Annotated in this window: 25 protein-coding genes; 5 read left to right on the forward strand and 20 right to left on the reverse strand. The window is 68.7% G+C overall.

The annotated features are described in order from the left end of the window. Positions 1–278: 278 nt before the first annotated feature. Positions 279–1,601 carry a PhoH family protein gene (locus OG729_RS14395; RefSeq protein WP_404724333.1) on the reverse strand — a complete coding sequence of 441 codons (1,323 nt, stop codon included), beginning with the start codon at positions 1,599–1,601 and terminating at the stop codon, positions 279–281. Between the two features lie 298 nt (positions 1,602–1,899). Further along, positions 1,900–2,661, reverse strand: coding sequence for an isoprenyl transferase (locus OG729_RS14400; protein ID WP_360879284.1), 762 nt, complete (start codon positions 2,659–2,661; stop codon positions 1,900–1,902). A 186-nt stretch (positions 2,662–2,847) separates the two neighbouring features. Between OG729_RS14400 and mgrA the strand changes: the two genes are divergently transcribed. Next, on the forward strand, positions 2,848–3,924 hold the full coding sequence (gene mgrA / locus OG729_RS14405) for an L-glyceraldehyde 3-phosphate reductase (RefSeq protein ID WP_405806376.1): 1,077 nt from the start codon (positions 2,848–2,850) through the stop codon (positions 3,922–3,924). 223 nt (positions 3,925–4,147) lie between these two features. On the opposite strand, the gene OG729_RS14410 is transcribed toward mgrA, so the two are convergent. After that, complete coding sequence (locus OG729_RS14410; RefSeq protein ID WP_405806377.1) at positions 4,148–4,501, reverse strand: winged helix-turn-helix transcriptional regulator; 354 nt, start codon at positions 4,499–4,501, stop codon at positions 4,148–4,150. 143 nt (positions 4,502–4,644) lie between these two features. On the opposite strand from OG729_RS14410, the gene OG729_RS14415 reads away from it, so the two are divergent. Beyond that, complete coding sequence (locus OG729_RS14415; RefSeq protein WP_405806378.1) at positions 4,645–5,799, forward strand: winged helix DNA-binding domain-containing protein; 1,155 nt, start codon at positions 4,645–4,647, stop codon at positions 5,797–5,799. On the opposite strand, the gene OG729_RS14420 is transcribed toward OG729_RS14415, so the two are convergent. Beyond that, positions 5,777–7,330: a DUF2079 domain-containing protein gene (locus OG729_RS14420; protein WP_405806380.1), complete on the reverse strand. Its 1,554-nt coding sequence runs from the start codon at positions 7,328–7,330 to the stop codon at positions 5,777–5,779. The two genes, OG729_RS14415 and OG729_RS14420, sit on opposite strands and share 23 nt — an antisense overlap. 154 nt (positions 7,331–7,484) lie before the next feature. After that, the gene (locus OG729_RS14425; protein WP_405806381.1) at positions 7,485–8,303 is read right to left on the reverse strand and encodes a prepilin peptidase; all 819 of its coding nucleotides are present in this window, start codon (positions 8,301–8,303) and stop codon (positions 7,485–7,487) included. A 68-nt stretch (positions 8,304–8,371) separates the two neighbouring features. Between OG729_RS14425 and OG729_RS14430 the strand changes: the two genes are divergently transcribed. Further along, on the forward strand, positions 8,372–8,731 hold the full coding sequence (locus tag OG729_RS14430; RefSeq protein ID WP_405806383.1) for a DUF192 domain-containing protein: 360 nt from the start codon (positions 8,372–8,374) through the stop codon (positions 8,729–8,731). A gap of 136 nt (positions 8,732–8,867) precedes the next feature. On the opposite strand, the gene OG729_RS14435 is transcribed toward OG729_RS14430, so the two are convergent. From OG729_RS14435 to OG729_RS14505, 15 genes are all read right to left on the reverse strand, one after another. Continuing rightward, positions 8,868–10,166: a hypothetical protein gene (locus OG729_RS14435; RefSeq protein WP_405806384.1), complete on the reverse strand. Its 1,299-nt coding sequence runs from the start codon at positions 10,164–10,166 to the stop codon at positions 8,868–8,870. Positions 10,167–10,269: 103 nt separating this feature from the next. After that, on the reverse strand, positions 10,270–10,896 hold the full coding sequence (locus OG729_RS14440; RefSeq protein ID WP_405806386.1) for an OmpA family protein: 627 nt from the start codon (positions 10,894–10,896) through the stop codon (positions 10,270–10,272). After that, complete coding sequence (locus OG729_RS14445; protein ID WP_405806388.1) at positions 10,896–11,474, reverse strand: hypothetical protein; 579 nt, start codon at positions 11,472–11,474, stop codon at positions 10,896–10,898. The genes OG729_RS14440 and OG729_RS14445 overlap by 1 nt, the downstream gene beginning before the upstream one ends. Before the next feature lie 39 nt (positions 11,475–11,513). Continuing rightward, positions 11,514–12,134 (reverse strand): pilus assembly protein TadG-related protein, encoded by a 621-nt coding sequence (locus OG729_RS14450; protein WP_405811137.1) that lies wholly within the window; start codon positions 12,132–12,134, stop codon positions 11,514–11,516. Beyond that, entirely contained in the window at positions 12,131–12,403 is a 273-nt protein-coding gene (locus tag OG729_RS14455; protein ID WP_405806390.1) for a hypothetical protein, read from the reverse strand. Before OG729_RS14455 ends, OG729_RS14450 begins: the two co-directional genes overlap by 4 nt. Before the next feature lie 182 nt (positions 12,404–12,585). Next, entirely contained in the window at positions 12,586–13,686 is a 1,101-nt protein-coding gene (locus OG729_RS14460; RefSeq protein ID WP_405806391.1) for a response regulator, read from the reverse strand. 57 nt (positions 13,687–13,743) lie between these two features. Further along, positions 13,744–15,162 carry a sensor histidine kinase gene (locus OG729_RS14465; RefSeq protein ID WP_405806393.1) on the reverse strand — a complete coding sequence of 473 codons (1,419 nt, stop codon included), beginning with the start codon at positions 15,160–15,162 and terminating at the stop codon, positions 13,744–13,746. A gap of 7 nt (positions 15,163–15,169) precedes the next feature. Next, a complete protein-coding gene (locus OG729_RS14470) occupies positions 15,170–16,057 on the reverse strand; it encodes a DUF5936 domain-containing protein (RefSeq protein WP_360879320.1) in 888 nt (295 codons plus the stop codon). A gap of 81 nt (positions 16,058–16,138) precedes the next feature. Beyond that, positions 16,139–17,080 (reverse strand): type II secretion system F family protein, encoded by a 942-nt coding sequence (locus OG729_RS14475; protein WP_360879323.1) that lies wholly within the window; start codon positions 17,078–17,080, stop codon positions 16,139–16,141. A gap of 59 nt (positions 17,081–17,139) precedes the next feature. Next, positions 17,140–18,480 carry a CpaF family protein gene (locus OG729_RS14480; protein ID WP_360879326.1) on the reverse strand — a complete coding sequence of 447 codons (1,341 nt, stop codon included), beginning with the start codon at positions 18,478–18,480 and terminating at the stop codon, positions 17,140–17,142. Positions 18,481–18,520: 40 nt separating this feature from the next. Beyond that, positions 18,521–18,877 (reverse strand): TadE/TadG family type IV pilus assembly protein, encoded by a 357-nt coding sequence (locus tag OG729_RS14485; protein WP_405806394.1) that lies wholly within the window; start codon positions 18,875–18,877, stop codon positions 18,521–18,523. A 3-nt stretch (positions 18,878–18,880) separates the two neighbouring features. Then, a complete protein-coding gene (locus OG729_RS14490) occupies positions 18,881–19,282 on the reverse strand; it encodes a pilus assembly protein (RefSeq protein ID WP_360879332.1) in 402 nt (133 codons plus the stop codon). 27 nt (positions 19,283–19,309) lie between these two features. Further along, a complete protein-coding gene (locus tag OG729_RS14495) occupies positions 19,310–20,560 on the reverse strand; it encodes a CpaE family protein (protein ID WP_405806396.1) in 1,251 nt (416 codons plus the stop codon). 7 nt (positions 20,561–20,567) lie between these two features. Beyond that, entirely contained in the window at positions 20,568–21,281 is a 714-nt protein-coding gene (gene cpaB / locus OG729_RS14500; protein ID WP_405806397.1) for a Flp pilus assembly protein CpaB, read from the reverse strand. A 118-nt stretch (positions 21,282–21,399) separates the two neighbouring features. Continuing rightward, the gene (locus tag OG729_RS14505; protein ID WP_405806398.1) at positions 21,400–22,278 is read right to left on the reverse strand and encodes a hypothetical protein; all 879 of its coding nucleotides are present in this window, start codon (positions 22,276–22,278) and stop codon (positions 21,400–21,402) included. A 389-nt stretch (positions 22,279–22,667) separates the two neighbouring features. Between OG729_RS14505 and OG729_RS14510 the strand changes: the two genes are divergently transcribed. Further along, on the forward strand, positions 22,668–24,386 hold the full coding sequence (locus OG729_RS14510; RefSeq protein ID WP_405806400.1) for a chitinase: 1,719 nt from the start codon (positions 22,668–22,670) through the stop codon (positions 24,384–24,386). 363 nt (positions 24,387–24,749) lie between these two features. Continuing rightward, entirely contained in the window at positions 24,750–26,099 is a 1,350-nt protein-coding gene (locus OG729_RS14515) for a M14 family metallopeptidase (RefSeq protein ID WP_405806401.1), read from the forward strand. The last annotated feature ends 47 nt before the right edge of the window (positions 26,100–26,146 follow it).

The following is a 26,146-nucleotide window of genomic DNA, read 5'->3' on the forward strand; positions in this document are numbered from 1 at the left end:
TCCCTCACGGGAGAAGCCGCATGATGCTCTCGGGCGGCACACGACGGCGGGTCTTGAGTTGTGTGGTGCGGTGCACCGGGTGGTGCTGGTGTGTCGTATGCGGGGCCTGACGGAAGCAAGACTCTGCCGGAAGCCGACGCCGCAAGGCAATTCTTCGTTACGTGTGAAAGCTCACACCCCGTTTACGCCAGGAGTTTTGGAGAAACCGGCGCACAGCACGACGCCGCCCGGCTACGCTCTTGCGTTCTGCCGGGCGGCGCCAACTGCCTTATTCCGTACTAGATCTGGCCGTCCTCCAGCATTTCGGTCACGAGCGCGGCGATCTGCGAGCGCTCGGAGCGGGTGAGGGTGACATGCGCAAAGAGCGGATGGCCCTTCAACTTCTCGACAACTGCGACGACTCCGTCATATCGGCCGACGCGCAGATTGTCCCGCTGTGCCACGTCATGCGTGAGTACAACCCGGGAATTCGCCCCGATACGGGACAGAACCGTCAGCAGGACGTTCCGTTCCAGCGACTGGGCCTCATCGACGATGACGAACGCGTCGTGCAGCGAGCGGCCCCGGATATGAGTGAGCGGCAGGACCTCCAGCATGCCGCGCCCCAGCACCTCCTCGATCACCTCGCGGCCCGCCACGGCCGACAGCGTGTCGAAGACCGCCTGCGCCCAGGGGCTCATCTTCTCGGCCTCGGTGCCGGGCAGATAGCCGAGCTCCTGCCCGCCCACCGCGTACAGGGGCCGGAAGACCATCACCTTCTGGTGCTGCCTGCGCTCCAGGACCGCCTCCAGGCCGGCGCAGAGCGCCAGCGCCGACTTTCCGGTGCCGGCCCGCCCGCCCAGCGAGACGATGCCGACGTCCGGGTCGAGGAGCAGATCGAGGGCGATGCGCTGCTCGGCGCTGCGGCCGTGGATACCGAAGGCCTCCCGGTCGCCGCGCACCAGCCGGACATTGCCCTCGGCGGTGATCCTGCCCAGCGCCTTGCCGCGCTCGGACTGGAGGACGAGGCCGGTGTGCACGGGCAGCTCGGCCGCCTCGGGGACGTACAGCGTGTCCTCTCCGTACAGCAGATCCACCTGTTCGGCCGACAGAGGCAGTTCGGACATGCCGGTCCAGCCGGAGTCGGTGATGGCCAGCTCTGCCCGGTACTCCTCGGCCAGCAGGCCGACGGAAGACGCCTTGATACGCAGCGGCAGATCCTTGGAGACGACGGTGACGTCATACCCCTCGGCCTGCAGATTGCGCGCTACCGCCAGAATCCGTGAGTCGTTGTCCCCCAATCGGAAGCCGGCCGGAAGGACACCGGGATCGGAGTGGTTGAGCTCGACACGGAGCGTGCCGCCGAGGTCACCCATGGGGATGGGGTCGTCGAGGCGTCCGTACCGGATCCGGAAGTCGTCCAGCAGGCGCAGTGCCTGACGGGCGAAGTAACCGAGCTCCGGATGGTGCCTCTTGGCCTCCAGCTCCGTGATCACCACGATCGGGAGCACGACTTCGTGCTCGTCGAAGCGGCTCAGGGCGTTCGGGTCGGCCAGCAGGACGCTGGTGTCGAGAACGTAGGTGCGCCTGTCGGGCATGCGGCGCTTTGTGCTGTTCACCACGGAAGGACGTACCCCCTCGGATGAGGTCGGGGTGCGACTGCGACGGCGTCGCGGGGGGATGGGGCCGGGCTCGGGCCTCGCTGCGCGGGCCGAACACCGGCCCTCCGCGTCGTCCGTACAGGTACTGCACGGTCGTCCTGGTGCAAAGGGCCTCCCGGGTGAGCGGACTCTGTGCCACTCACTCTGGAAGGGGTATTCCCTCGAACAAGCGCAGCCATGCCATGGCATATGACGGCGCGTGGGTGAACAGGGGGTGACAGCGCTCACGCGGGTGCGCGGGAGTCGCGCGTGTCCCTCGTCAGGTGCCGTAGCGGCGGTGGCGGGCGGCGTAGTCGCGCAGCGCACGCAGGAAGTCGACCTTGCGGAAGGCCGGCCAGAAAACTTCGCAGAAGTAGTACTCCGAATGAGCGCTCTGCCAGAGCATGAAGCCGGACAGACGCTGCTCACCGCTGGTGCGGATGACCAGGTCCGGGTCGGGCTGGCCACGGGTGTAGAGGTGTTCGGAGATGTGTTCGACATCGACGATCTCGGCGAGCTCCTCGAAGCTCGTGCCCTTGTCGGCGTGCTCCAGCAGGAGGGAGCGGACCGCGTCGGCGATCTCCTGGCGGCCGCCGTAGCCGACGGCCACGTTCACGAGTATGCCGTCGATGCCGTCGGTCGCCTGTTCGGCTTCCTTCAGTACGGACTGGGTGCGGGCGGGCAGCAGGTCCAGCGTGCCGACGTGGTGGACGCGCCAGCGGCCGTCGGCGGCGAGGCCGCGGACCGTGTTCTCGATGATGCCGAGGAGCGGGATCAGCTCGTCCTCGGGCCGGTCGAAGTTGTCCGTGGACAGCATCCACAGCGTGACGACCTCGACATCGGTCTCGTGGCACCAGCCGAGGAACTCGGAGATCTTGTCGGCCCCGGCCTTGTGGCCCTGCGCGGCCGTACCGCCGGAGGCCTTGGCCCAGCGACGGTTGCCGTCGAGGATGACGCCGATGTGCTTGGGCACCTGGGCGTGGTCGAGTCGGCCTTCCACCCGGCGTGCGTAGAGCCCGTACACCAGGTCGCGCAAGTTCACTGAGTCCACCTCTCGGTTCCGTCGGGGATCGTCCGTCCCCTGGCGGGGTCCCGGGGACCGGCCCCCGCGAGATGCGGCACCGCTCCAGACCCCTCCGGGCCGCAGTCCCCGAAGCCGCCACAGTACTGCGCACGGGCCACAGCGACCCAACCCGGTCTGTCACAAGTCCGTGATAAGGAGGGATGCGTGACTGATACCCCTTCTTACCGAGCCGACACGGACCGCTACGAATCGATGGAGTACCGGCGCAGCGGCCGCTCCGGGCTCAAGCTCCCCGCGATCTCGCTCGGCCTCTGGCACAACTTCGGCGACGACCGCGCCCTGGACTCGCAGCGCGCAATCCTGCGCCGCGCCTTCGACCTGGGTGTGACGCACTTCGATCTGGCGAACAACTACGGTCCGCCGCCCGGCTCGGCCGAGCTCAATTTCGGCAAGATCTTTGCACAGGATTTCACGCCATACCGCGACGAACTGATCATTGCGACCAAAGCGGGCTATCTGATGCACCCCGGGCCCTACGGCGAGTGGGGTTCGCGGAAGTATCTGCTTTCCTCCCTCGACGCCTCCCTGAAGCGGATGGGCCTGGACTACGTCGACATCTTCTACTCCCACCGCTTCGACCCGGACACTCCGCTCGAGGAAACGATGGGCGCGCTGGCCTCTGCCGTACAGCAGGGCAAGGCGCTGTACGTGGGTGTGTCGTCGTACACCGCCGAGCAGAGTGCCGAGGCGGCCCGGCTACTGAAGGAGATGGGCGTCCCCGCCCTCATCCACCAGCCCTCGTACTCGATGATCAACCGCTGGATCGAGGGGAGCGAAGCGAGATGGGGGTCCCCCAGGACGGAGTCTGGGGGAGGACTGCTCGGCACACTGGAGAGAGCCGGCATGGGATGCATCTCCTTCGTGCCGCTCGCGCAGGGCCTGCTCACCAACAAATACCTCAAGGGCATCCCGGAGGGCTCGCGGGCCACCCAGGGCAAGTCCCTTGACCCGAACCTGCTCTCCGACGAGGTCCTGCGGCGGCTGAGGGGTCTGAACGACATCGCGGCCGCGCGCGGGCAGTCGCTCGCCCAGCTGGCGATCTCCTGGGTGCTGCGGGACCCGCGGATGACTTCCGCGCTGATCGGCGCGTCCAGCGTGCAGCAGCTGGAGGAGAACGTCGCGGCGCTGGCCGGACCGCCGCTGAGCGCCGAGGAGTTGAAGGAGATCGACACCTTCGCGGTCGACACCGAGGGCACCAACATCTGGGCCGGGCGGAGCTGACGGGTGGAGCCGGGAAGAGAAAACGGGCCGGTCCGTGGGGGGGGATACGGACCGGCCCGAGGGGGGGTTTCCACCATAACCCTTCGCCAGTCGTGCTGGGTGCCACGCCATGCCGCAACCATGCAGCGGATTCGGCGTACAACGCACGGTCAGCGGCGGGCCGCTGCCGGGGCCGTACCCCACAAGAGCGACCCCCGAATACGGGCGTCAGGTTGACGGCGGGTCAGACCGGCGACTGCTCGGCTTTGTTGGCGAGAATCCGCCCCATGAAGGTGTCACCCCACTCGCCGAGCGGGAGCAGAGCGGCGTTGAGGGCCTGCCCCATTTCGGTGAGGGAGTACTCGACGCGCGGCGGGACCTCTCGGTACACCTCGCGGTGGACGATGCCGTCCGCCTCCAGCTCGCGCAGCTGCTGAATGAGCATCTTCTCGCTGACGCCGCTCACACGGCGCTTCAACTCTCCGAAGCGGTACGTCCCGTCGTGCAGGACCCACAGGATGAGGGGCTTCCACTTTCCGCCGACGACGTCCACAGCCGCGTCGAGGCCGCAGCGGTAGGAAGTCTTGATCTTGGCCACCGCAACTCCTGGGAGATGTACGACACTTGGCGACGCTTACCGTTTCGCCAGTACACGACCGTACGAGGGCGAGGGACGAGGGCGCGGGGCCGGAGCGGCAATGCGGACAGAACCTGGCCTAATTCAACCCTAGAGTCGTCCCCATGACGACGCACAGTGTGACGTGGAACGAGGCCAACGCCCGCCGGCTGCTGCGCCAGGGGCTGGCCGAACCCGCCAAGGGCTCCCCGGGTGCGATGGCCGCCGCCATGCTCGGCGCGCATGCGCAGGTGCTGTCCGCCGCCGAGCTGTCACTCGCGCTGCGGCTGGACGGCGGCGCGACCCGGGCCGATGTGCGCGAGGCGCTGTGGACGGACCGCAGCCTGGTGAAGACGTACGGACCGCGCGGCACGATCCATCTGCTGGCCACGGCGGATCTGCCGATGTGGACCGGGGCGCTGTCCGCGATCCCCTCCGGCGCGAACCCGATGCCCCCGGACGTACGGATGACCGCCGAGCAGACCGACCAGGTCGTCGCGGCCATCGGGGACGCACTCGACGGTGCCGAGCTGACCATCGACGAGCTGACGGACGCGATCGTGGCGCGCACCGGGACCTGGGCCGGGGACCGGGTGATGGACGCCTTCCAGGACAAGTGGCCGCGCTGGCGGCAGATGACGCACACGGCCGCGCACCGCGGGGTGCTTGCCTTCGGACCCAACCACGGCCGCAAAGTCACCTACACCAGCCCCGGCGTGACCCCCATGGAGTCAGCCGCCGCACTCTCGGAGCTCGTACGGCGTTATCTGCACGCCTACGGGCCCGCAACGCCGCAGCACTTCGCAAAGTGGCTTGCTACTCCGAAGAGTTGGGCTGACGAGCTGTTCACGAGGCTGGCGGTCGAGGGAACGATCGAGGAGGCGGCGTTCGAGGGCGGCCCGGCGTGGGTGGCGGCCGGTGACACCGCCTTCCCCGACACCCCGCCACGGGGTGTGCGGCTGCTGCCGTACTTCGACGCGTACACCATCGCCTCCCAGCCTCGCGAGCTGCTCTTCCCCGGTGCCGCATACGAGCGGGCGCTGGCCGGCGGACAGGCCGGGAACTACCCGGTGGTGCTGGTGGACGGGACCGTCGCCGGCGTCTGGCACCAGCGGCGGTCCGGGCGGCGGATCGCGGTGACGGTGGAGCCGATCGGGGACAGCCTGGACTTTGCTGCCGGGCGCGGCGAGCTGGCCCAGCAGGTGCGGCGGATCGGCGAAGTCCTGGAAGGCCGGGCGGAGTTGACGGTGGGGAGGATCACGGTCGGGCCGCATGCCTGAGACGCAGCAGGGTGATGCCGTCGCGCTGGGCGATGCGCTCATACCCGTACCTGCGCTGCGCCAGGTCGAGTTCGGCTACCTGCTGCGCCAGCGGGTAGGGCCAGTGGCCCGTGCGGTACGGCCAGGCCTCGGGCGCCCTGCTGTCGTGAATGATCCACTCGGCGGTGGGGCGGGGCAGCCGCTTCGTGTCGTACTCGTAGAGCCGCGCGTGGACCGGGAAGGTCGGGAAGAGAACCACCTCGCAGCGTGAAGTGAGCTGTGGGGCGAGGCGGTTGGAGGCCGCGACGGTGGCGCCGTCGGGGATTTTCGCGATGAGTGAGCGGGCGGCCTCGATATGGGGGGTCGCCTGCCAGGTGGCGCGCTGGGCCAGCTGGGCGAGGGGGAAGGACGGCAGCATGACGACGGTGACCGCGAGGACCGTGACGAGCGAGGCGCGGATGTGGCGGGTGGCGAGCGGATGGTCGGCGCCGCGCCACTGCCGCAGCGTGTCGATGAGCCCGGCGGAGACGACCGGCATCAGTACGGCGCTGTAGTGGAAGGACGTGCCCCAGTGGAAGCCGTTCTGGGACAGCATCCGCCAGGCGAGAGTGGGCAGGGCGAGCAGCGCGAGCGGTGAACGCAGGGCGAGCAGCGCGGACGGCGCGAAGACCAGGATCAGGGTCATGGCCTTGATGTCGGGTCGCAGCGCGTCGAGCGGGGCGAAGGCGATCGTGGTGAGCAGCGAACTGTGTGCGCCCTCGGCGAGGTTCTCGCCATGGGCGTAGCCGCCCGCCGGATTGAAGGCGGGCAGCAGTAGCTCGATCTCGATCGCCGAGGCGAGCAGGCCGGCCGCCGCGGTGACGACGCCGAGCCGGCGCGGGCCCTTCCAGGCGACGTAGCAGCCGAGCGCGGCGAGGGTGAGCCCCAGGTCCTCCTTGACCAGCACCAGTGGGGCGGCCCAGGCGACCGCCGGGACCCAGCGCCGTCGGGCCAGCGCCTCCAGGGCGAAGGAGAGCAGCGGCACGGCGAGCGCGACCTCGTGGAAATCGAAGGCGGCGGCGGATGCGATGCCCCAGCTCAGGCCGTAGCCGAGGGCGACGGCATGCGCCGGACGGCGGCCGAGCACGTGCAGGGCCCGGCGCACGAGCGGCACGGCGGCCAGCGCGAGCAGTGCGGACTGGGCGACCAACAGGCACAGGGGGGACGGCCACAGCCGGTAGAGGGGGGCGAGGACGGCGAGCGCCGGGTGGAAGTGGTCGCCGAGCAGATTGAAGTGGTCGCCGCGCAACGGGACGACGGGCGGCCGCAGTTGGGAGTAGGCGCGCACGGCCTGCTCGAAGATGCCGAGGTCGTAGCCGGTGGTGCGCAGCAGCTGGTGGCGCCGTACGGCCACGGTGGCGTAGAGCAGAAAGAACGCCGCCGCCCAGGTCCAGGGGAGCAGGGCGACGGGAAAGCGGGCAGTCGGGCGGGATCCGGGTTCCGGCGAAGGGGTGGGGATGGGGGACCGCAGCAGTCCGCGTCGCGCCACCGCATTGTCAGAAAATGTCCGCATGCATCCGGATGCTAGACGGGCCCGACGGCGCCGGACGGGCTTGAACGCCTCGATGAGGAAGCGCGTCGCCGAGCCGTACGGCGGCGGTGCTACCGCCTCGCCGCGGCGGGCGCAGCCGGTTCCACCCCGGGGGCCGCGGCGTGCGCAGCCGGTACTACCCCGTCGTCGCGAGGGCTCCGAGCAGCAGACCGCACAGCGCCCCCACGATCATGAAGGGCCCGAACGGGATCGCGGTCTTGCGGCCGGCGCGACGCAGGGCCATCAGACCGAGGCCGTACAGCGAGCCGAGCAGAAACCCGGCGAAGGCGCCGAAGAAGAGGACCGTCCAGCCGTACCAGCCGAGGACGACACCGAGCGAGAGGGCCAGTTTGACGTCGCCGAAGCCCATGCCGTTCGGGTGGATCAGGAAGAGCACGAGGTAGGCGGCGCCGAGGACGAGCCCGCCGAGCAGCGCGGCGGGCCAGGAGCCCGCGGCGCCGGGGAGCAGCGCGGCGAGGCCGAGCAGTGCGGCGGCCGCGGCGGCGAGCGGGAGGGTGAGCTGGTCGGGCAGCCGGTGGACCGTGCGGTCGACGACGGCAAGCAGTACGGCGAAGGGCGTCAGCAGCAGCCAGACGGCCAGCTCGGGGCGCGGCCCGGTGGCGGCGGCGAGGACGGCGCAGCTGACGGCGGTGACGAGGGGGACGGTGTAACAGGAGGGCGCGTCGGGCTCCGGTTCTGCAGCGCCTTCGGCAGTACGGACCCGAACGGCGGCGGCGCAGGCCGTACACCGCGAACCACCGAGCCAGCCCCTCGCGGGCCCGGTGAACGGGTGCCCGGCGGGGCACGCGTCCCGCCACGCCTCCCCAGGCTCGACGGAGAGCCGGTATGCGGCGCGCGGGACGAGCAGCCCGGCGGCGGCGCCCCAGAGGGCGGCGACGGCGATCAGCGTGGCGTACACGGCAGCGAGCGTAGGCGGCCGACCGAGTCCGGTCATGGGCCCTGGGGCCTACTCCCGGCGCTCCAGGGGCCATGGTGGTACGCCGGACGCTACGGTCTACGACCATGGCTGGACGGCGTCAATGGCAGGGCGGCACAGGGACGTTGCGGGTCCCCGGACGGGACGCGGCGGTGCCGGTGGAAATCGCGGCCACATACGGGCTGCGGCGGCGGGGGCTGCTGGGGCGGGACGGGATCGAGGGCGCGATCCTGCTGACGCCGTGCAACAGCGTGCACACCTTCAAGATGCGCTTCGCCATCGATGTGGCGTATCTGGACAAGGAGTTGAGGGTCGTCGACCTGCATGTGATGCAGCCGGGCCGGCTCGGCAGACCACGGCTGAGGGCGCGGCATGTGCTGGAGGCGGCGGCGGGGGCGATGGCGGGCTGGGGCCTGCGCCCGGGGGTGCAGGTGGTGATTGGCTGAGCTCAGCGAGCTCGGCCACCTGCGCGCAGCCGCCTGTGCGGTCCGTCGTGGCGACGGCTCAGACCTGTTGGGGGCCGGTCAGGCGTGGCGACGGCCCAGGCCTGTTGGGCGCGGCGCGGGTCGTCGCGGTGACGGCTCAGAGCTCCCACGGCGACGGGCCCCTCTCCGTCACCTCTCCGCGACGCCCGACAAACGCCCACGCGCCGAGCCCCAGCAGCAGCACCGTCCCCAGCCCGATCGCCCCGATGCCCAGCGCCTTCAGCCCCGCGTTCTCCGCGCCGCCGTCCTCGGCACGGCCCTCCTGGGCGGCCGCCCGGTCCGCGTCCGTGATGCCGAACCCTGCCGCCGTCGCGTCCCCGTCGTACGCCGGGCCCTGCTGTGGCTCGCCCCCGATGCCCACGCGCAGAGTCATGGGGAGGGTGCTGTCGATCTGGCGGTCTAGGGTGATCCTCACGTAGTACCAGCCGGAGAAGCGCATCGCGCCCGTGTCGTCCTGGGACGAGGCACGGTTGGAGAAGGCGGCCGGGGCAGTGCCGAAGCCGACCGCCGCGGGCTTGCCCAGGTAGTTGGTGTCCGCGCTCCGCACGAATCCACGGGCGGTGTTGAACAGGGACAGCCGCAGCCCGCCGACCACCACAGGCGTCTGCTCGGTCGTCGAATTCGCGAATTCCGCGTCGAGGAACAGTTGCTGCCCCCAGTCGACCGGCACCTTGTAGAAGCGGCTTTCACCGGGGCTCAGTTCGTCCTTCCAGGCTCCTTGTCCCACCGCGGGCGCATCGTTGAAGCCGGTGCCGCCGCTCACACCTTTTGCTGTCCCGGCAGCGGGCTGAGGTGCCTGCGTACCCCACGTGGCCGGCGCCGACGGCACCACCGCCCCGGCCTTCAGCCCGGGCTCCGTCATGTATTTCAGCTCCACGGGCCAGCCACCGGCGCCCGGGCCACTGCCGGAACCGGTCCACTCGACGCTGTAGAGATAGTCGCCCGCGCTCTGGCAATCCCGGCCGTCCTCGATGCGCCGGGTGGCGTAGTCGGCGATGGGACGGGAGGTGGCGCTCCCGAAGCTGACCTCGTTGCTGACGCTGCACTTCACGCCGTCGGTGGACTCCAGCGTGACCCGGATTCCGTCCGTGGGCTGCACCGCGCTCCCGGGCGGTGGAGCGAGAACGGCCGAGACGTAGGCATTGGTCCTGTCATCCAGTTCCACCCGGTAGTACTTCTTCTGCCCCGCGGAGATGGTGTCGGTGTACGTCCCCGGCCGCAGCCTCGGCCCGTCGGTGCTCGCTGCGGTACCTCGTACGGGAATGGCGCCCTGGGCCGTCCGGTACGGCGCCAGGTTCTCCGGCCCGGCCGGAGACGAGGCGGCGACCGGCACGGCCGCCAAACCGAGGGTACAGAGGGCCAGCACGATGACCGCTCCGGCTCTGCCACTTGTCACTGATCCGCTCTCCTCCGCACCCGACCAGTCTGCCCGCACAGGTCTGCCCGCACAGGCGAGGGCCGGCCCGCGGCACGCTGCGGGCCGGCCCTCGCCGGGACTTTCACCCCCTGGGGAAGGAAACCTCGACCCGGCGGTTCTTCTTGCGTCCTTCTTCGGTCGCGTTGTTCGCGATGGCGTACTGCTCGCCGTACCCACGGATCTCATAGATGATGCCGAGGGAACTCAACTGCTGTGACAGCACACTGTGTACGGCATTCGCGCGCTGCTTCGACAGCACGTCACCGTGCTCGGAAGTACCGAGATTGTCGGTGAAGCCGAAGACGCGAACCTTCTTGGCGTCCTGGTTCTTGATCTCCGCGGCAATCGCGGCGATGCGGGCGTTCGCCTCACTGGAGAGCTTCGCGCTGTCCTTGCCGAAGAGCACCTCGGCCTGGAGGGCGAACGTGATGTCGGCGTTGGTGTCCTCGCGGCGCTCCTCGCCGCCGATCTCCTCGACGACCGACTTGATGTCGATCACCTTGGCCGCGGCGAGAGTTGCCCCTTCAGGGAGCTTGAGGTCGGAATCCTTGGCATCGATCTGGACGGGCGCGGAAGCGGACGGGGTGGGATACGGTCCGTCCTCGGCCACGGCATCCACGGGTCCCACAAGGCCCAGAGAGAGTGCGCCCACGAGGACGGTCACCGCCGTGCGCGAGCGGTGCCGGGTGTGGGTGGTGAGGGCGCTCATCAGGAGAGCTCGATCGTCGTGCTGGGGAACCCGGGGAGCTGGAGGGCGACCTTCGTGGTGGAGGTCGGCGGCGCAGGGAACTGGGCGAAGAAGGTGAGCGTCTGGCCGGGCTTGATGTAGCTGTTGTAGGCATACGTGGTGAGGGGGCGGTTGTCGGTGTCGCGCAGTACGTAGTAGCGCTTCCTGCCCTTGGAATCGACTAGCGTCATTCCCGCGAATGAGTTGCCCGTAGCTGCTACAGACTGCTCTAGGCCGTTCCAGCTCACGGGAACGGTATACCCCTCACTGCCGGGGTTCTTGAACTGTCCGTCCACAGTGAGAAATCCGCCGTCATCACGTTTTGCCGAATAGACGGCCAGCTCCAGCCCTCCATCACCTTTCACGTTCGCGATGGGGTCTCCAGACGTGGGCGCGGTCGCGTTGTCGCTCTTCCCGTCCTCGCTCTTGTCCGGGGCCGAGGAAGAGGAGGCCGGCTCCTTGCCCTTGTCCTCCCCATCGTCACCCCCGCAAGCGGTCAGCGAAAAGGTCAGGGCCGCAGAGAGCAAGGCAGCCGCCCCGGCCCGGCGCATGGTCCTCATGTGCCGCATACTCATCAATCCTGTTCCTTTGCACTCATGTCAGTCCTCTGCCAGTCGGACGGTGAAGAGGTCCGCAACGTCGGGAAGCAGCTCCAGGTGCCCGGGGTCGATCTCCCACTCCTGGTTATCGCAGACGAGCTTGCCCAGAGGCGGCTTCTCCTTCTCGTCCCCACTCCCGGGAGGCCCCTTTGACTCATCCGGCTCACGAGGCGTGAAGGAGCAGTAGGGCTCGACCACAGCCGTGGCTCTAGCCGTCGCGTGTCGGTCTGCCGTCCCCTCGACGATGTTGTCCCCCATCGGTTTGAGGGACGTGGCTTCCACGGTGAAACCCCAGCGCCCATCCGTGAGCTGGGTGCAGCCAACGCGCGCGCCGTTGCGGGCGGCAAACCGACTGGCTTCCGTACAGCCGTTGGCCGTACCGATCTCGTCCCCGTCGAAGAGGCCTTGCAAGTCATCGCGGAAGTCCGTCAGGTCCAGCTGGTCCCTGGACTCCTGGGCGGCCGCCAGGGCAGCGGCGTCGGCCGCGGTCTGGGTGCCGTTGCGGCTGATGTCCGCCTGGCCGAACGCGAGGTATACGAGCGCAAAAAAGAGCAGGCCAACCACCGCTGTGATGTACAGCGGTGTGGCCTGCCCCGTGTCTGTCCGTTCTGGCAGAATCAGCCGGCTCCGCCGCCCCCTCCGCCACCGCCCCCACCGCCGCTGTTGAGGACCGAGTTGATCTTCTCCCGGAACGTATTTGCGATCTGGGTACCCATGTTGGTCTGCAGCAACAGCACCACGATGGCCACCACCAGAATCGTGATGCCCACGTACTCGATCGCGCCCTGACCCCTGTCCTTGCGGCTCTTGATGCCCTCGAGGACCGAGTTCCTCCAGCCGGCCACATAGACCCTGGCCGCTGTCGCGGCCTTCAGCCCGACGTCCGTCATGGCGTTCCCCTCCGGTTTTGTACGACTCCCTGATGTCGGCTCTCGCGTTTCCGGCTTCCCCCTGACCGGACCCGGCGACACCGGAAACGTACGACCGTAAGGAATCCACCGCCATGGGCCTCAGGGCCCAACTCCGGGCCCAAACCCCGGGCTGGGCCCTCCGCCAGCGGGTCGGCGCACGCTCAGCCATGCGCTGCCGACCCTCCTCGGGCAACGGCGTGCCAGATGGCGATGGCTTCGCCGCGGCTCCCCGCGTTCAGCTTGCCGAAGATGCGGTTGATGTGGTTCTTGACGGTCTTCTGGCTGATGAAGCAGGACGCGGCGATCTGCTGGTTGGTCATGCCGGACGCAATCAGCTCCATGACCTCCACCTCCCGCCGGCTCAGCTCCGTGATCACTCCGCGCAGCCCTACGGCTACTCCGCGGCCCCGAGACGAATGTGCCACATCCGCTTGCGAAAGCGAAGGCATTCGAGCAAATCCCTGTGCGACCGGGTCGGCGTGAAAGGCAGCTGACGACTGGCTCGTTGACCGGTCGTCCCCAGCGTGGGCGTCCGCTCCGTAAACGGTCGCAGACGGTTGCTCGGGCGAAGCCGACCGTTGGCAGGGGCTGGTGAACGCCGTGCCCAGACCGTCGGGCAGCGCCGGGCCACAGCCCCCGCCCGCCCCCTCTTCCCGCACCTTCGCCAGCAGTGCGCTGGAGGCGGAGTGCGTGAAGTGCACCCGGCCCAGCTTGATGTCCCGTACTGCGGTGACGAGTTGGTCGGCGGTGAATTCGCCGTGTACGAGATAGCCGCTCGCGCCCAGGCGCAGCGCCTCGTGGACGATCTCGCTCTCCCGGCTGTAGGTCATCATCAGCACCGGGGCCAGTCGCACCAGGTGCGGCAGGGCCGAGATACCGTCGACGCCGGGCATGCGGACGTCCAACAGCACCACATCCGGGCGGAGTTGGACCGCGGCTTCATAGGCCTGACGTCCGTCCGCCGCCTCCGCGACGACCTCGAGGTCGTCGCGGCCCTGGAGCAGGACGGTCAGGCCCGCTCGTACGACCGGGTTGTCGTCGGCGACGACAACGCGCAGGGGCGGGGCCTCGGGCATGGCGGCCGGCCCCGGCAGGGCGGGGAATTCGCCGGTGGGCGCGGGTGACGCGGGTGGCGCGGAGGCCAGCGGAATGCCCGTGGTGCGGCCGGAGCTGAGCGAGGTGGCGTGCGAGGACGTGTGCTGCGAGACATGGGACTGCTGGGTCCAGTTCTGCCCCGAGCTGTGGGAGATGTCGTCCTGCATGCTGCAGCCTCCTCTCGGAAGTGGGGGACGGTGGGTTGATTTGACGCCGTGAACAGGTCAGTGAACAGATCTGTGAACAGGTCGGTGAACAGGTCGGTTGAGCAGGTCGGTTGAGCAGGTCAGTTGCGCAGCGGGGGTCCGGTGGTGCGCGGGCCGAGCCGGTTGTGTGGGGATGCCGGGCGCGAGTCTCAGTGCGGCGGCAGGCAGCTCCAGGCGGACTTCGGTGCCCTTCGCCGCCCGGCCTCTGCCGATCCGGATACGGGCCCCGATGGAGGCGGCACGCTCGACCATGCCGACCAGGCCGAAGTGGCCCGTCCGCCGCAGGTCTTCCAGTGTGGTCCCGGGAGGTAAGCCCTGCCCGTCGTCGTACACGCTGATTCTCAGCACCTCGCCCACGAGACCCGCCGAAACGTCCAGACAGCTGGAGTGCGCATGGCGTTGGGCGTTGTCCATGGCCTCGGTCGCGATGGTCAGGGCCTGCCGGGCGACGGCCTGGGGCACCGGCGGCACGGGAATGTCACCGAGCCCGCGGAAGCCGGCCTGCATGCCGTGGCGCCGGGCGAAGTCCTCAGTTCTGGCCCGCAGTTCGGCGAGGATGTCGACCCCGCCGTCCAGGCCGGACTCCCGGCGCAGATCCGACAGGAGCTCACGTGATTCGGTCGCGGCCCGGCGGGCCGAGCGGGCGACCAGCTCGGCCTGGTGCCTGACGGTCAGCGGGTCCATCCGGTCGGCGGTGCGGGCGAGGCCGTCGGCCGCCAGTGCCAGGCCGTGGAGCGTCTTGGCGACGGAGTCGTGCATCTCGCGGGCGAGCCGGGCCCGCTCCATCTCCACCGCGTCGCTGACGGCGAGCCGGGCCCGGGTCTCGGTGAGCGCCTGGGACGCGGCGCCGAATCCGAGCAGGAGGTTGCGCAGCGTGCTGCCGACGGCTCCCGCCATCACACAGAGGCCGACCATCAGCAGCGCCGACGCGTCCGCCTCGATCTCCTGGTTGACGGCGTAGGCGGCGGCGAGCAGCAGGGACTGGAGCGGCGCGAAGATCGCGGCGCCGCGCCACCCGTACACGAGCCCGGCGAGGAGCGGGGTGCAGAACGTGACATAGGTGAGCGTGGAACCCGGCGAGGCGGAGAACAGCAGCAGTGCCCCGAACAGCATGTCGACGGCGAGCAGCGAAGGGTGCCGCAGCAGCACCGGGCCGAAGCGCTCCCAGTCGCGCAGCAGCACATAGGACACCATGACCGTGACGAGAACGGCCGCGCCCACCAGCCAGCCGCCCAGCCCCCGGTCGACGCGCGCGAGGGCGAACGGGGTGGCGAGCGCGGTCATGGCCAGGCGGAAGCCGAACAGCTGGCGGCACAGCGCCTGGAGCGCGTTGACCTGGATCGGCAGCGACGGCACATGTCCCGGGGCGCTCGCCGGCGCGCTCGCCTCGGCCCCACCGGTCAGCGCCGTCCTGGTCGGCCGCGGAAGTCGTCCCATGTCCGGTTCAACCTCCGAAGATGTCGTTGAAATTGACATTGGAGGCGTAGTAGAAGCCGACCACGATCAGGATCATCGTCCCCGGGAGCATGAAGCTGGTGACGATGAGCGTGGCCTTGGGGACGGCCTTGGCTGCTTTGCGGCGGGCGTTCTGCGCATCGGTCCTGCGCATGTCGTTGGCGATCTGGATGAGGGTGTCGACGATCGGCGCTCCGAGCTCCTCGCCCTGCTGCAGCGCGGACACGAACATCGACACCTGGTCCGACTGGTTGCGCCTGCGCAGCTGCTCGAAGGCCTCGCGCCTGCTCACACCCATGTCCATCTGGCGCAGGGTGATACGCACTTCGTCCGCCCAGGGCCCCTCGTACTTCTCCGCGACACGCTCCAGCGCCTGCCGGAACCCGAGTCCGGCGGAGACCACGACCGCGAGGACGTCGAGGAAGTCGGGGAGTGTGCGCTCGATGTCGTCCTTGCGCCTGCTGATGGCTGCCCACAGGAGTACGTCGGTCCAGAACAGGCCGTACAGGACGAAGAACACGGCGAGTACGAACCGGCCGTTCATCAGCATGCCGAGGGCCACCAGCGACCCGAGGCCGCCGTATACGGCGCGGCGGGCAGCGTAGCGGTCGACGGTCAGACCGCCGGGGTTGCCCGCCATGTCCAGCTTCCGGCGGACCGCATCGACCCTCTTGGGCCCCATCAAGCGCTGGACGGACGGGGCGTACCGCATGCCCAGGCGGTCGATGACGGAGCCTGTTGCGGTGGTGCGGGTGGCGCCGACCTCCAGCGCGACGGCGAGGTCGCCGGGGAGCTTTGCCTCGGCGCGGTACATGCGGACGCCCAGGAAGGCTCCGTAAACGGCGAGTCCGATGACGGCCGCGAGCAGCAGTCCCATGGTGTACTCCCTCCCTTCGGATACGGATCGTCAGACGGGCACGGATTCAGAGACGGACATGGATTCAGAGACGGACACGGATCAGATACGGACGCGGGTGAGACGGTTGATGAGGAAGAAGCCGAGCGCGTAGAGGCCCGCCGAGACGAGCACGGCGAGCCTGCCGACCAAAGCGCTGGTCATGTCGTCGAGGGCACCGGACCGCATCCCGTTGATGAGCAGCAGGAAGCCCGTGCCGAGCACGGGGACCGCCACCGCGGTCACCTTGACCTGCGAGAGCAGGGTGGTGACCTCACGGCGGGTCTCCTTGCGCTCCTCCAGCGTCTCGGTGAGGTTGCGCAGCGAGGAGACGATGGTGCCGCCGGCCCGGTTGGACAGGATGAGGGTGGTGACGAGAACGGTCAGCTCGCGCGACGGCAGACGCGCGGCGAGATCGTTCAGCGCGTCGTCGAGCGAGTGGCCCAGAGCCAGCTGATCGGTGACGCGCCGCAGCTCCTCCCTGGCCGGGTCGTCGAGCTCCTCCACGGCCATGCCGATGGCTGTGCGCAACGCGAGACCGGCCTGGGTGGCGTTGGCCAGTACGCGGGTGAGTTCGGGGAGCTGGTTGATGAACGCTTCGGTGCGCTTGGCGCGTTGCCAGTTGAGGAACCCGTTGGCGCCCCAGATCCCGATGACGGCGGCGATGATCCCGAAGAAGGGCGCGAAGACCGATGCGGCGATGAAGTACAGGGCAAGCAGCGTGCCGAGTACGTAGACGAAGTACTCGCCCGGACTCAGGTCGAGACCGGTCGCGGAGATCTTGCGCTCGATGCGCTTGCCGAGGCGTGTCCTGCGCAGCCACCGGTCGACGCCCCTGAACCGACGGCGTCGGCCGCTCTCGATCGCGAGCTGTCCGCTCTGCGTCATCCGCTCCAGCAGTGCCTGTCGTTGGGCCTGTCCCGATGCGTAGACATGCACGCCGACGACGGCGAGCACACAGCCGAGCAGCGTGACGGCCATCGTCAGGAGCGGGAGGTTATTCATCTCGGGCGGGGCCTTCTGTGTGAGCGGACGGACGGGGGCGGGTGGGTGCGGCGGGCCGGTCAGGCCGTCGATGTGCGCGAGGCAAGCTGCTCCTCGGACAGCGCGACGCCGAAAGCCGGGGGAATCGACTCGCTGGCCATGTAGAGGCGGTCGGCGACCCGTCGGGGCAGCGGGAAGTACTCGAACTTCCCGTAGATACGCCCGTCCGGGGCCATGGGCTGGGCGTCGAAGCGGCAGACCGTGACAAACCGGTAGTCCTCACGGCCGTACGAGTCGACGATCGCGATCTCGGTGATCTTGCGGGCGCCGTCGGCGTGCCTGGTGAGCTGCACAATGACGTCGACCGCGCTGTTGATCTGGTCATGGATCGCCACGAAGGGGATCCCGACCTCGGACATGGAGCTCAGGGTCTGCAGTCGCATCAGCGCGTCCTCGGCGCTGTTGGCGTGGACGGTGGCGAGCGAGCCGTCGTGGCCGGTGGACATCGCCTGGAGCATGTCGAGCGTCTCGCCGCCGCGGACCTCGCCGACGATGATGCGATCGGGTCGCATCCGCAGTGAGTTGCGCACCAGATCGCGGATGGTGACCTGGCCCTTGCCCTCGACGTTGGCGGGACGGCTCTCCAGCGTGATCACATGCGACTGCTGAAGCTGGAGCTCGGCGGAGTCCTCGATGGTGACGATGCGCTCGCCGCCCGGGATCAGTCCCGACAGAGCGTTGAGCAGCGTGGTCTTTCCGGTACCGGTGGCGCCGGAGACGATCACATTGAACTTCGCGCGAACCAGGCCCGCCAGCAGCATCAGTATCTGTTCGTCCAGCGAGCCCAGGCCGATCATCTCCTGGAGCGTGAAGGCCCGGGGGAAGCGCCGGATGGTGAGGATCGGGCCGGTCAGGGAGAGCGGAGGAATGATGACGTTGACGCGTTCCCCGCTGGGCAGCCGGGCGTCGACCATCGGATTGGCCTCGTCCACCCGCCGGTTGACGGTGGAGACGATGCGCTCGATGGTCTGCATCAGCTGCTCGGTGGAGGAGAAGCGCATCGGGAGCAGCTCCAGCCGCCCGCTGCGCTCCACAAAGACCTGCTCGGGTCCGTTCACCATGATTTCGCTGATGGAGGCGTCTTCGAGCAGCGGTTCGAGGATACCGAGGCCAAGGGCTTCGTCGACGACCCTGCGGATGAGCTGGGAGCGCTCGACGGTGGAGAGCACCGGGCCTTCACGGCTGATGATGTGGCCCAGGACCCGCTCCAGACGAGCGCGTCGCTCGGCTGCCGCGAGGGCGGACATCTCGGCGAGGTCGATCTCCTCGAGGAGCTTGGCGCGGTAGACGCCGACGAGGCGGCTCTCCTCGCTCTGCCCGTTCGTCGGCTCGGGGTTGTTGATGCGCGCCCGCAGACTCATGACTTCAACTCCCTCGTACGGCTTGCCTGGTGCTGTCGGTTCAGTCGCGGGGCATGGTGGCGCTCTTGGTGGTGGTGAAGTCGAGGCCGGGGACGAGGGAGGGAACGGTGACCGTGGCCTCGACCGTGACCTCGTCGCCCTGACCGGAGCAGGTGAAGCTCGCCTGGAGCCAGGAGCTCACCGACTCCCGGCCCGCCTGCTGATAGGAGATGCGCGGCTGGTGCTGCGATGCCACCCGGGCCGCTGCCCGCGCCGCCGTGCCCGCCTGCTGCGCGGCGTACACGGCCAGGCCCACCTGGACCGCGACCATGGCCACGAAGAGCAGCATCACGAGCCATCCCCCGTACTCGATGACCGCCTGGCCCCTGTCGTCCCGACGGACCGACTGCTTGCGCATGGCTCAGTTCCTCTCCGTCGCGGCGGCGGCACGGCCGGGCACAGTGATCGGGAGGCTGAAGCCGCCGGGGAAGAGCAGCGGGACTTCGAGGTCTGCCTGGGCTTTGACCAGATCGCCCTCCTGGTGGCAGGTGATACGGCGCGTCCACGCTCCGGGCACGTCCACCTCGCCTGCCCGTTTGCAGGCCGCGTCCCGGTCTCCTTCCGCCACCGCGCCCGCGCTGACCGCCTTGTCGGCGGCGTTGCCCGCGAGCACGAAGGTGTAGCCGACGAGCGCCGCCTGCCACAGCACGACCATCGTCACCAGAATGATCGGGACCATGCCCGTGAACTCGATGACGGACTGTCCCCGGTCATCACGCAGGCAGGGGCCCCGGTAACGCACGCGTACGGCTCGGCCCTTCATGACGCAACGCTCCCCCTCACCTCGGTGTCACCTTCCGCGGCCCGGGCGGCGGCCACCGCCGAGCGAGCCCCGGTCTCCGCGGAACCTGCTCGGCTTCCCGGCCGATCCCCTCTTCACGAGCCCCAGTTCTCCCGCCAGTTGCCACAGTGCTTGTTTCACCGTGGACTTGGGTTCCAGGTCCTGCATCCGGCCGGCATCGACGACGGCTTGAAGTTCCTTGAAATTGGCGGGGATCGCCACTCGGGCCACCCGCGTCGAGGTGATCTTCTCGACCAGCTCGGGCTGGATCTCCGTATGGCGCGTATGGCGGTTGACGACGGCAACGGTCTCCTCCGCCTTGCGGATCTGGAGCCGGTCCCAGAGCCTGACCATGCGCTTTGTGGCCCGGACGGTGACGACGTCCGGCGTGGTCACCAGCAGCGTGGTGTCCGCCATCTCGATGGCTGCGGCGTTGGCCGTGTTCATATAGGTGCCGCAGTCGATGACGACGACCTCGTAGCGGTGCCGCAGCGCGCTGATGATCTGGCGGACCAGCCGGTCGCTGACGTCCTCGCCGCGTTCGCCCTCGCTCGGCGCGAGCAGCAGCCCGAGCCCCGTCTCATGGCTGAAGAGCGCGTCCTGCAGTACCCGGGGCGAGATGTCCTGGATGGTCGTCAGGTCCACGATGGACCGGCGGAACTGCACATCGAGATACGAGGCCACATCACCGCCCTGCAGATCCAGGTCGACGAGCGCGACGGTGTGCCCGGAGGCCCGGGCGGCGAGGGCGAGCTGGATCGCGGTCACGGTCGTGCCGACTCCGCCCTTGGCGCCGCTGACGGTGACGACTCTGCCGCCGGGGCCGGTGAAGACGTCGGCCCCCTGGCCCAGATGGCGTCGTACTCCGACGGACCAGCCCGCCGCCGCCTGCACGCGCTGCGCCAGCACCTCGTACGACAGCGGCAGTCCCACCAGCCCCCGGGCACCGGAGTCCATCGCGGCCGAGTACAGACCCGGGCTTGCGTCGGAGGTGACCAGGACGACCCCGACCGCCGGAAAGCGCAGTGCCACCTCCCGGATCAGCTCGAGAGCCGGCACCGGTCCGATCCGCTCGTGGACCAGTACGACCTCGGGCAGTTCGTCGAGGGACTCGCCCGCGAGCCGGGACAGCAGGTCGAGCAGTGAGGTCGAGTCGCCCACCGGCGAGGCCGGTTCCACGTCCGGGAGCTGGCTGAGGAGAGTGGTGATGGATCGGGAGGCGTCGGCATCACCGACGGCCGGGAGGATACGAGTCGTCATCCGGCCCTCACTTGTTCTTGTCTTCGGAGAGGTCGTAGCTGCCGTCTCCCGGGCGCAGCGTGGTGGGGCTGCCGTCGGGCAGCAGGGCAAGGCGTACGTGCTCGGCGAAGGATTCGGCGTAGGCCACGCGCTGCGCGTCGGTGGTGCCCAGAGCGAAGGTGATCGGCACCGCCTCGGTGGGGCCGCTGCTGCGTTCGCCCTTCTTGGGGCCCAGCGCGGTGAGCTCGCCGACGTCCAGGACCTTGGCATTGGCGACGATGATCCGGGACTGGTCCCGTTCGGAGTCGTTCTGCGCGGCGAAGGTGGCGAAGATATTGACCAGGTTGCCGGGCCTGATCTTGCCCGCGACTCCGGTGGCGGCATCGATCATGATGGCGATCTCCTGCTGCCCGCTCTCCAGCTGCGGCCGCTTCACGATCATGTCGTCCTGGAGCAGTGAGCCGCTGCGGAGCTGTGTGACCGCGATCTTTCCGTTGATTGCACCGAGATCGGTCACGGCACTCCGCGACAGCCAGCGCTTGGGCATGGTGACCTTCTCGAACTGGTCCGGCTTCAGGGGCGTATAGGGCGCGATATCAGTCTTGACCCGGTAGGCGGCGACCTCGGGACCGACCTTTGAATTCACGTCACTGATCACCGAGAGCACACCGGCGAACGCACCGAAGGCGCAGAGAATCGAGAGAAGCAGAAGTACGACGCCGCGGCGCTGCCGTGAATTCATGGGCGGGACAACCTCGTTCGGATACGTGGGCTGACGGAGCGGACAGGGCGAGCGGAGCGGGTGGGTGCGCGCTTTCGACAGGCCGCCACGGCCCGTGCCGATCGCCCGGGAGGCGGGATCACGAGCCTTGGTGCGTAGGTGCTGAGTGGTTCAGGACACCGGGCGCACGCGTTTGGTCCTCGGCGGAGGAAAGGGGGGACAGACAGAACCCGCAGCGGTCACCGATCAGTTGAATGCCGCACCAGGAGCACACCTCTCGCCGTACGGACGAAACCAGTTGGTAGAGAACGGAGATGTCGGCAAGGTAGGCGGCGAATTCGATCATCCTGCCGGTGCCCCACCACCGGGGGGATTCGGCGGGCAGTGCGGATTCCTGCACGTTCTGGACCTGCCAGGACGGCGCGAGGGTCCCTGTCACCCAGTCCGACTGCAACTGGCCTCTCGCGACGATCAATTGGGTGCCGAATTCGGGTCCCGCGAGGTCGCCGCTGCCGACCTTGACCAGCTGGGGGTGGGGATTGGCCAGCACGCCGAACTGGGAGCCCGGGACCCAGGACTTGGCATGGGACTTGAGAGTGACCGAAACCCGGTCCAGCTTGGTGACGGAGCCGAGCAGTGCACCCGCGTAGACATAGTGCGAGAGCAGCCGGGCCGCGGATGCGACGACTCCCGCACTGAAGTCGCAGACCGATAACTGCCGCATCTGGCGTACGAGTACGGCGAGGCCGAGCGGCGGCAGGTCGACCTTCAGCAGCGCGATGCGGTCGCTTTCCAGCACGGAACGGACCGTATGCAGCCGGCGTTCATGAGCCACCGGAAGGGAGGAGGAATAGAGGGCGATCACATAGCCGTGCTGCTCCAGCAGGACGGTCATGTCGGCGAGGGCGGCATCCAACGGCTGAGTGTCCGGCGACTTCAGCAGAGCCGCGGTGGGCGTCTGCTGGTCGGTCGGCGGCAGCACCAGATCTGCGCTGGTGACAGCTATCGCGGTCGGCACGCTGGTTCCCCGTTCGCTCCGGCCGCCGGAGTTCCGACGCCCGCAGATCCCTACTGCTCCGTGCTCCTGTTCCAGCACTTTATCCACGAGTGAGGAGGCAGAGAACACCTTTCAGAACCGAGAGCCTCAACCCGCACACGCTGCGCACAGGCTAAATGGGACGAAGGGGTCAGGAGTTAACTCCCGTAACCCTCGGGTGAATTCCAGGGTGGCGCTTCGGGGCGAGGCCCGATCGCCGCACTTACCACGGATGCGCGATGCGCGTCCGTATACGAATCGTCGCCAGAGGCCTTGACAACGCGATTGGTCTGGACCAACTTGTACGCCCAGCGGTGGCCACCGTTCCCCCTACCCCTCCACATCCCCAACTCCCCCACCGGAGGCAGCAAGTGGACCGCACCACACGCTCACGAAGACGACCGTCCCGGAAGTGGCTCGGCGGAGCGCTTGCGCTCGCGGTCGGGGCCGGTCTCACTCTCGTGGGCATCACAGGAACCGCGCAGGCCGCCGACGTCAATGTCGCCAAGAACGCCGGCTTCGAGTCCGGGCTCGCCAACTGGACCTGTTCCGGCGGCAGTGGGGCCAATGTCTCCTCCCCGGTGCACGGCGGCGCCTCCGCCCTCAAGGCCACGCCCGCCGGGCAGGACAACGCCAAGTGCACGCAGACCGTCGCGGTGAAGCCCAACTCGACGTACACGCTGAGCGCCTGGGTACAGGGCGGGTACACCTACCTCGGCGCCACCGGCACCGGCACGACCGATGTCTCCACCTGGACCCCGGACTCCGCCGGCTGGAAGCAGCTGTCCACCACCTTTACGACCGGCGGCAGCACCACCTCCGTGACGGTCTACACCCACGGCTGGTACGGGCAGGCCGCCTACTACGCCGACGACGTATCCGTCTTCGGCCCGGACGGCGGCGGTGGCGGCGACCCCTCGCCGACCGTGCCCGCCACCCCCGGCGGCCTCGCGGTCGGATCCGTGACCTCGTCCTCCGTGGCTCTGTCCTGGAACGCCGTGTCCAACGCGACGGGCTACAACGTCTACCAGAACGGCACCAAGGTGCAGTCGGCCACCGGCGCCTCGGCGACCGTGACCGGGCTGAGCGCCTCGACCTCGTACCAGTTCCAGGTGACCGCGACCAATGCGGCCGGTGAGTCCGCGAAGTCCGCGGCGGTGACCGGCACCACCTCGGCCTCCGGCGGCGGAGGTGGCGGCGGGACGGTGCCCAAGCACGCGGTGACCGGCTACTGGCAGAACTTCAACAACGGCGCCACCGTTCAGAAGATCAGCGACGTTCCGGCCAACTACGACATCATCGCGGTCTCCTTCGCCGACGCGACCGGCACACCCGGCGGCGTCACCTTCAACCTCGACACGGCGGGACTCGGCGGCTACACCGTCGACCAGTTCAAGGCCGACATCAAGGCCAAGCAGGCGGCCGGCAAGTCCGTGATCATCTCGATCGGCGGCCAGAACGGCACCGTCACGATCAACGACTCCACCTCCGCGACGAACTTCGCCAACTCCGTCTACTCGATGATGCAGACGTACGGCTTCGACGGCGTCGACATCGACCTGGAGAACGGCCTCAACTCCACCTATATGACACAGGCGCTCAGGTCCCTGTCGTCGAAGGCGGGCTCCAAGCTCGTCATCACGATGGCGCCGCAGACCATCGACATGCAGTCGACGTCGAACGAGTACTTCAAGACGGCGCTCAACATCAAGGACATCCTGACCGTCGTCAATATGCAGTACTACAACAGCGGTTCGATGCTCGGCTGCGACGGCAAGGTCTACTCGCAGGGCTCGGTGGACTTCCTCACCGCGCTCGCCTGCATCCAGCTGGAGGGCGGTCTCGGACCGGCCCAGGTCGGGCTCGGCCTGCCGGCCTCGACCAGTGGCGCGGGCAGCGGCTATGTCTCCCCGACGATCGTGAACAACGCGCTGGACTGCCTCGCCAAGGGCACGAACTGCGGATCGTTCAAGCCGTCCAAGACGTATCCCTCGCTGCGGGGTGCGATGACCTGGTCCACGAACTGGGACGCGAAGTCGGGCAACGCCTGGTCGAACGCGGTGGGTCCGCACGTCCACGCTCTGCCGTAGGGCCCCGACAACCGAGAACAGCAGCGCCGCCGCTCGCCCGGCGGCGCTGCTGCATGTTGCGGCCGGCACCCGGTACCGGCAGGACCCGCGGCGAGGACGGCAGGCATTTGGGGGACGGCCGTCCGGGCTAGAGCAGGCCCCAAGTCCTCGCCCATTCGGCCCGGACGGGCGCTGGAGCTCCAGGGTGCTTGAGCTTCTGGGCATACATGCCGATAAGTTCAAGATCGATAATATGGCCGAAGGTGGCCCCTTGACCAGGTCATGCCATGGCTTCACGATGTGCCCACACAACTGCACCACCCCACGCGTAACCACATGCGTCGCAACTGAACAACCCCCCACACTCCCCACCCAGGAGACAGCATGCGACTTCGCATTCGCGGCAGAGGCAGGAAGGCCGCAACCTTCGCGGCCCTGACCGCACTCGCCGTTGCCGCCCCCTTCACCGCCAACGCCGCGCCCCCCGATCCCACGGCGAGGACCACCCCGGCAGCCGCCGAGGAGGAACAGATCCTGCAGTACGAGGTCCGGGGCCCGGCCGACGCCGCCGCCCGTACCGCGCTCGCCGCCACCGGTGTCTCGATCGACGAGGCCGACGCACGCTCGGTCGTGGTGAGCGCCACCGCCACACAGGTGAAGCGGCTGCGCGCACTCGGCTACACGCCCAAGGCCCTGGGCGCTCCCCCGGCCAGAAACCGGGCCGGCGCGGCCGTCGAACCCTTCGACTTCCCGTCCGCCGACGCGCGCTATCACAACTACGCCGAGGCGAAGGCGGAGATCGACCAGCGGATCGCCGCGCACCCGAACATCATCAGCAAGCGCGTCATCGGCAAGAGCTACGAGGGCCGGGACATCATCGCCATCAAGGTCAGCGACAACGTCGCGACCGACGAGAACGAGCCAGAGGTGCTCTTCACCCACCACCAGCACGCGCGCGAGCACCTCACCGTCGAGATGGCGCTGTATCTGCTGCGCGAGCTCGGTGACGGCTACGGCAAGGACTCCCGGATCACCAACGCCGTGAACGGCCGCGAGATCTGGATCATCCCCGACGTCAACCCGGACGGCGGCGAGTACGACATCGCCACCGGTACCTACCGCAGCTGGCGCAAGAACCGTCAGCCCAACTCCGGTTCGTCGAGCGTCGGCACCGACACCAACCGCAACTGGAACTACAAGTTCGGTTGCTGCGGCGGCTCTTCGGGCTCCCCCGGCTCCGAGACCTACCGCGGCCGGGCCGCCGAGTCCGCCCCCGAGGTCAAGGTCGTCGCCGACTTCACCCGCAGCCGGATCGTCGGCGGCAAGCAGCAGATCAAGGCGGGCATCGACTTCCACACGTACAGCGAGCTGGTGCTCTGGCCGTTCGGCTACACCAACTCCGACACCGCCCCGGGCATGACGCAGGACGACCGGAACGCCTTCGCCGCGGTCGGCCAGAAGATGGCCGCGAGCAATGGCTACACGCCGGAGCAGTCGAGCGACCTCTACATCACGGACGGCTCGATCGACGACTGGCTGTGGGGCAACCAGAAGATCTTCGCGTACACCTTCGAGATGTATCCGACGGGCTTCGGCGGCGGCGGCTTCTACCCGCCCGACGAGGTGATCGAGCGCGAGACGAGCCGCAACCGTGACGCGGTGCTGCAGCTGATCGAGAACGCGGACTGCATGTACCGGTCCATCGGCAAGGAGCAGCAGTACTGCACGGGTTGATACGGACAACAGGGCGCCCCGGAACCGCTCGGTTCCGGGGCGCCCTA

Origin of the sequence: Streptomyces sp. NBC_00210 (genome assembly GCF_045160975.1) — a bacterium.
Lineage (GTDB): Bacteria > Actinomycetota > Actinomycetes > Streptomycetales > Streptomycetaceae > Streptomyces.

Excerpts from the sequence above, each read along its gene's own strand:
- OG729_RS14495 (WP_405806396.1), bottom strand. The coding sequence starts at position 20,560 with ATGACGACTCGTATCCTCCCGGCCGTCGGTGATGCCGACGCCTCCCGA.
- OG729_RS14475 (WP_360879323.1), bottom strand. The coding sequence starts at position 17,080 with ATGAATAACCTCCCGCTCCTGACGATGGCCGTCACGCTGCTCGGCTGT.
- OG729_RS14470 (WP_360879320.1), bottom strand. The coding sequence starts at position 16,057 with ATGGGACTGCTGCTCGCGGCCGTCATCGGACTCGCCGTTTACGGAGCC.
- OG729_RS14425 (WP_405806381.1), bottom strand. The coding sequence starts at position 8,303 with ATGACCGGACTCGGTCGGCCGCCTACGCTCGCTGCCGTGTACGCCACG.
- cpaB (WP_405806397.1), bottom strand. The coding sequence starts at position 21,281 with ATGAATTCACGGCAGCGCCGCGGCGTCGTACTTCTGCTTCTCTCGATT.
- OG729_RS14490 (WP_360879332.1), bottom strand. The coding sequence starts at position 19,282 with ATGAAGGGCCGAGCCGTACGCGTGCGTTACCGGGGCCCCTGCCTGCGT.
- OG729_RS14415 (WP_405806378.1), top strand. The coding sequence starts at position 4,645 with ATGACGACGCACAGTGTGACGTGGAACGAGGCCAACGCCCGCCGGCTG.
- OG729_RS14430 (WP_405806383.1), top strand. The coding sequence starts at position 8,372 with ATGGCTGGACGGCGTCAATGGCAGGGCGGCACAGGGACGTTGCGGGTC.
- OG729_RS14455 (WP_405806390.1), bottom strand. The coding sequence starts at position 12,403 with ATGACGGACGTCGGGCTGAAGGCCGCGACAGCGGCCAGGGTCTATGTG.
- OG729_RS14460 (WP_405806391.1), bottom strand. The coding sequence starts at position 13,686 with ATGCAGGACGACATCTCCCACAGCTCGGGGCAGAACTGGACCCAGCAG.
- OG729_RS14440 (WP_405806386.1), bottom strand. The coding sequence starts at position 10,896 with ATGAGCGCCCTCACCACCCACACCCGGCACCGCTCGCGCACGGCGGTG.
- OG729_RS14485 (WP_405806394.1), bottom strand. The coding sequence starts at position 18,877 with ATGCGCAAGCAGTCGGTCCGTCGGGACGACAGGGGCCAGGCGGTCATC.
- OG729_RS14465 (WP_405806393.1), bottom strand. The coding sequence starts at position 15,162 with ATGGGACGACTTCCGCGGCCGACCAGGACGGCGCTGACCGGTGGGGCC.
- OG729_RS14480 (WP_360879326.1), bottom strand. The coding sequence starts at position 18,480 with ATGAGTCTGCGGGCGCGCATCAACAACCCCGAGCCGACGAACGGGCAG.
- OG729_RS14515 (WP_405806401.1), top strand. The coding sequence starts at position 24,750 with ATGCGACTTCGCATTCGCGGCAGAGGCAGGAAGGCCGCAACCTTCGCG.
- OG729_RS14420 (WP_405806380.1), bottom strand. The coding sequence starts at position 7,330 with ATGCGGACATTTTCTGACAATGCGGTGGCGCGACGCGGACTGCTGCGG.
- OG729_RS14445 (WP_405806388.1), bottom strand. The coding sequence starts at position 11,474 with ATGAGGACCATGCGCCGGGCCGGGGCGGCTGCCTTGCTCTCTGCGGCC.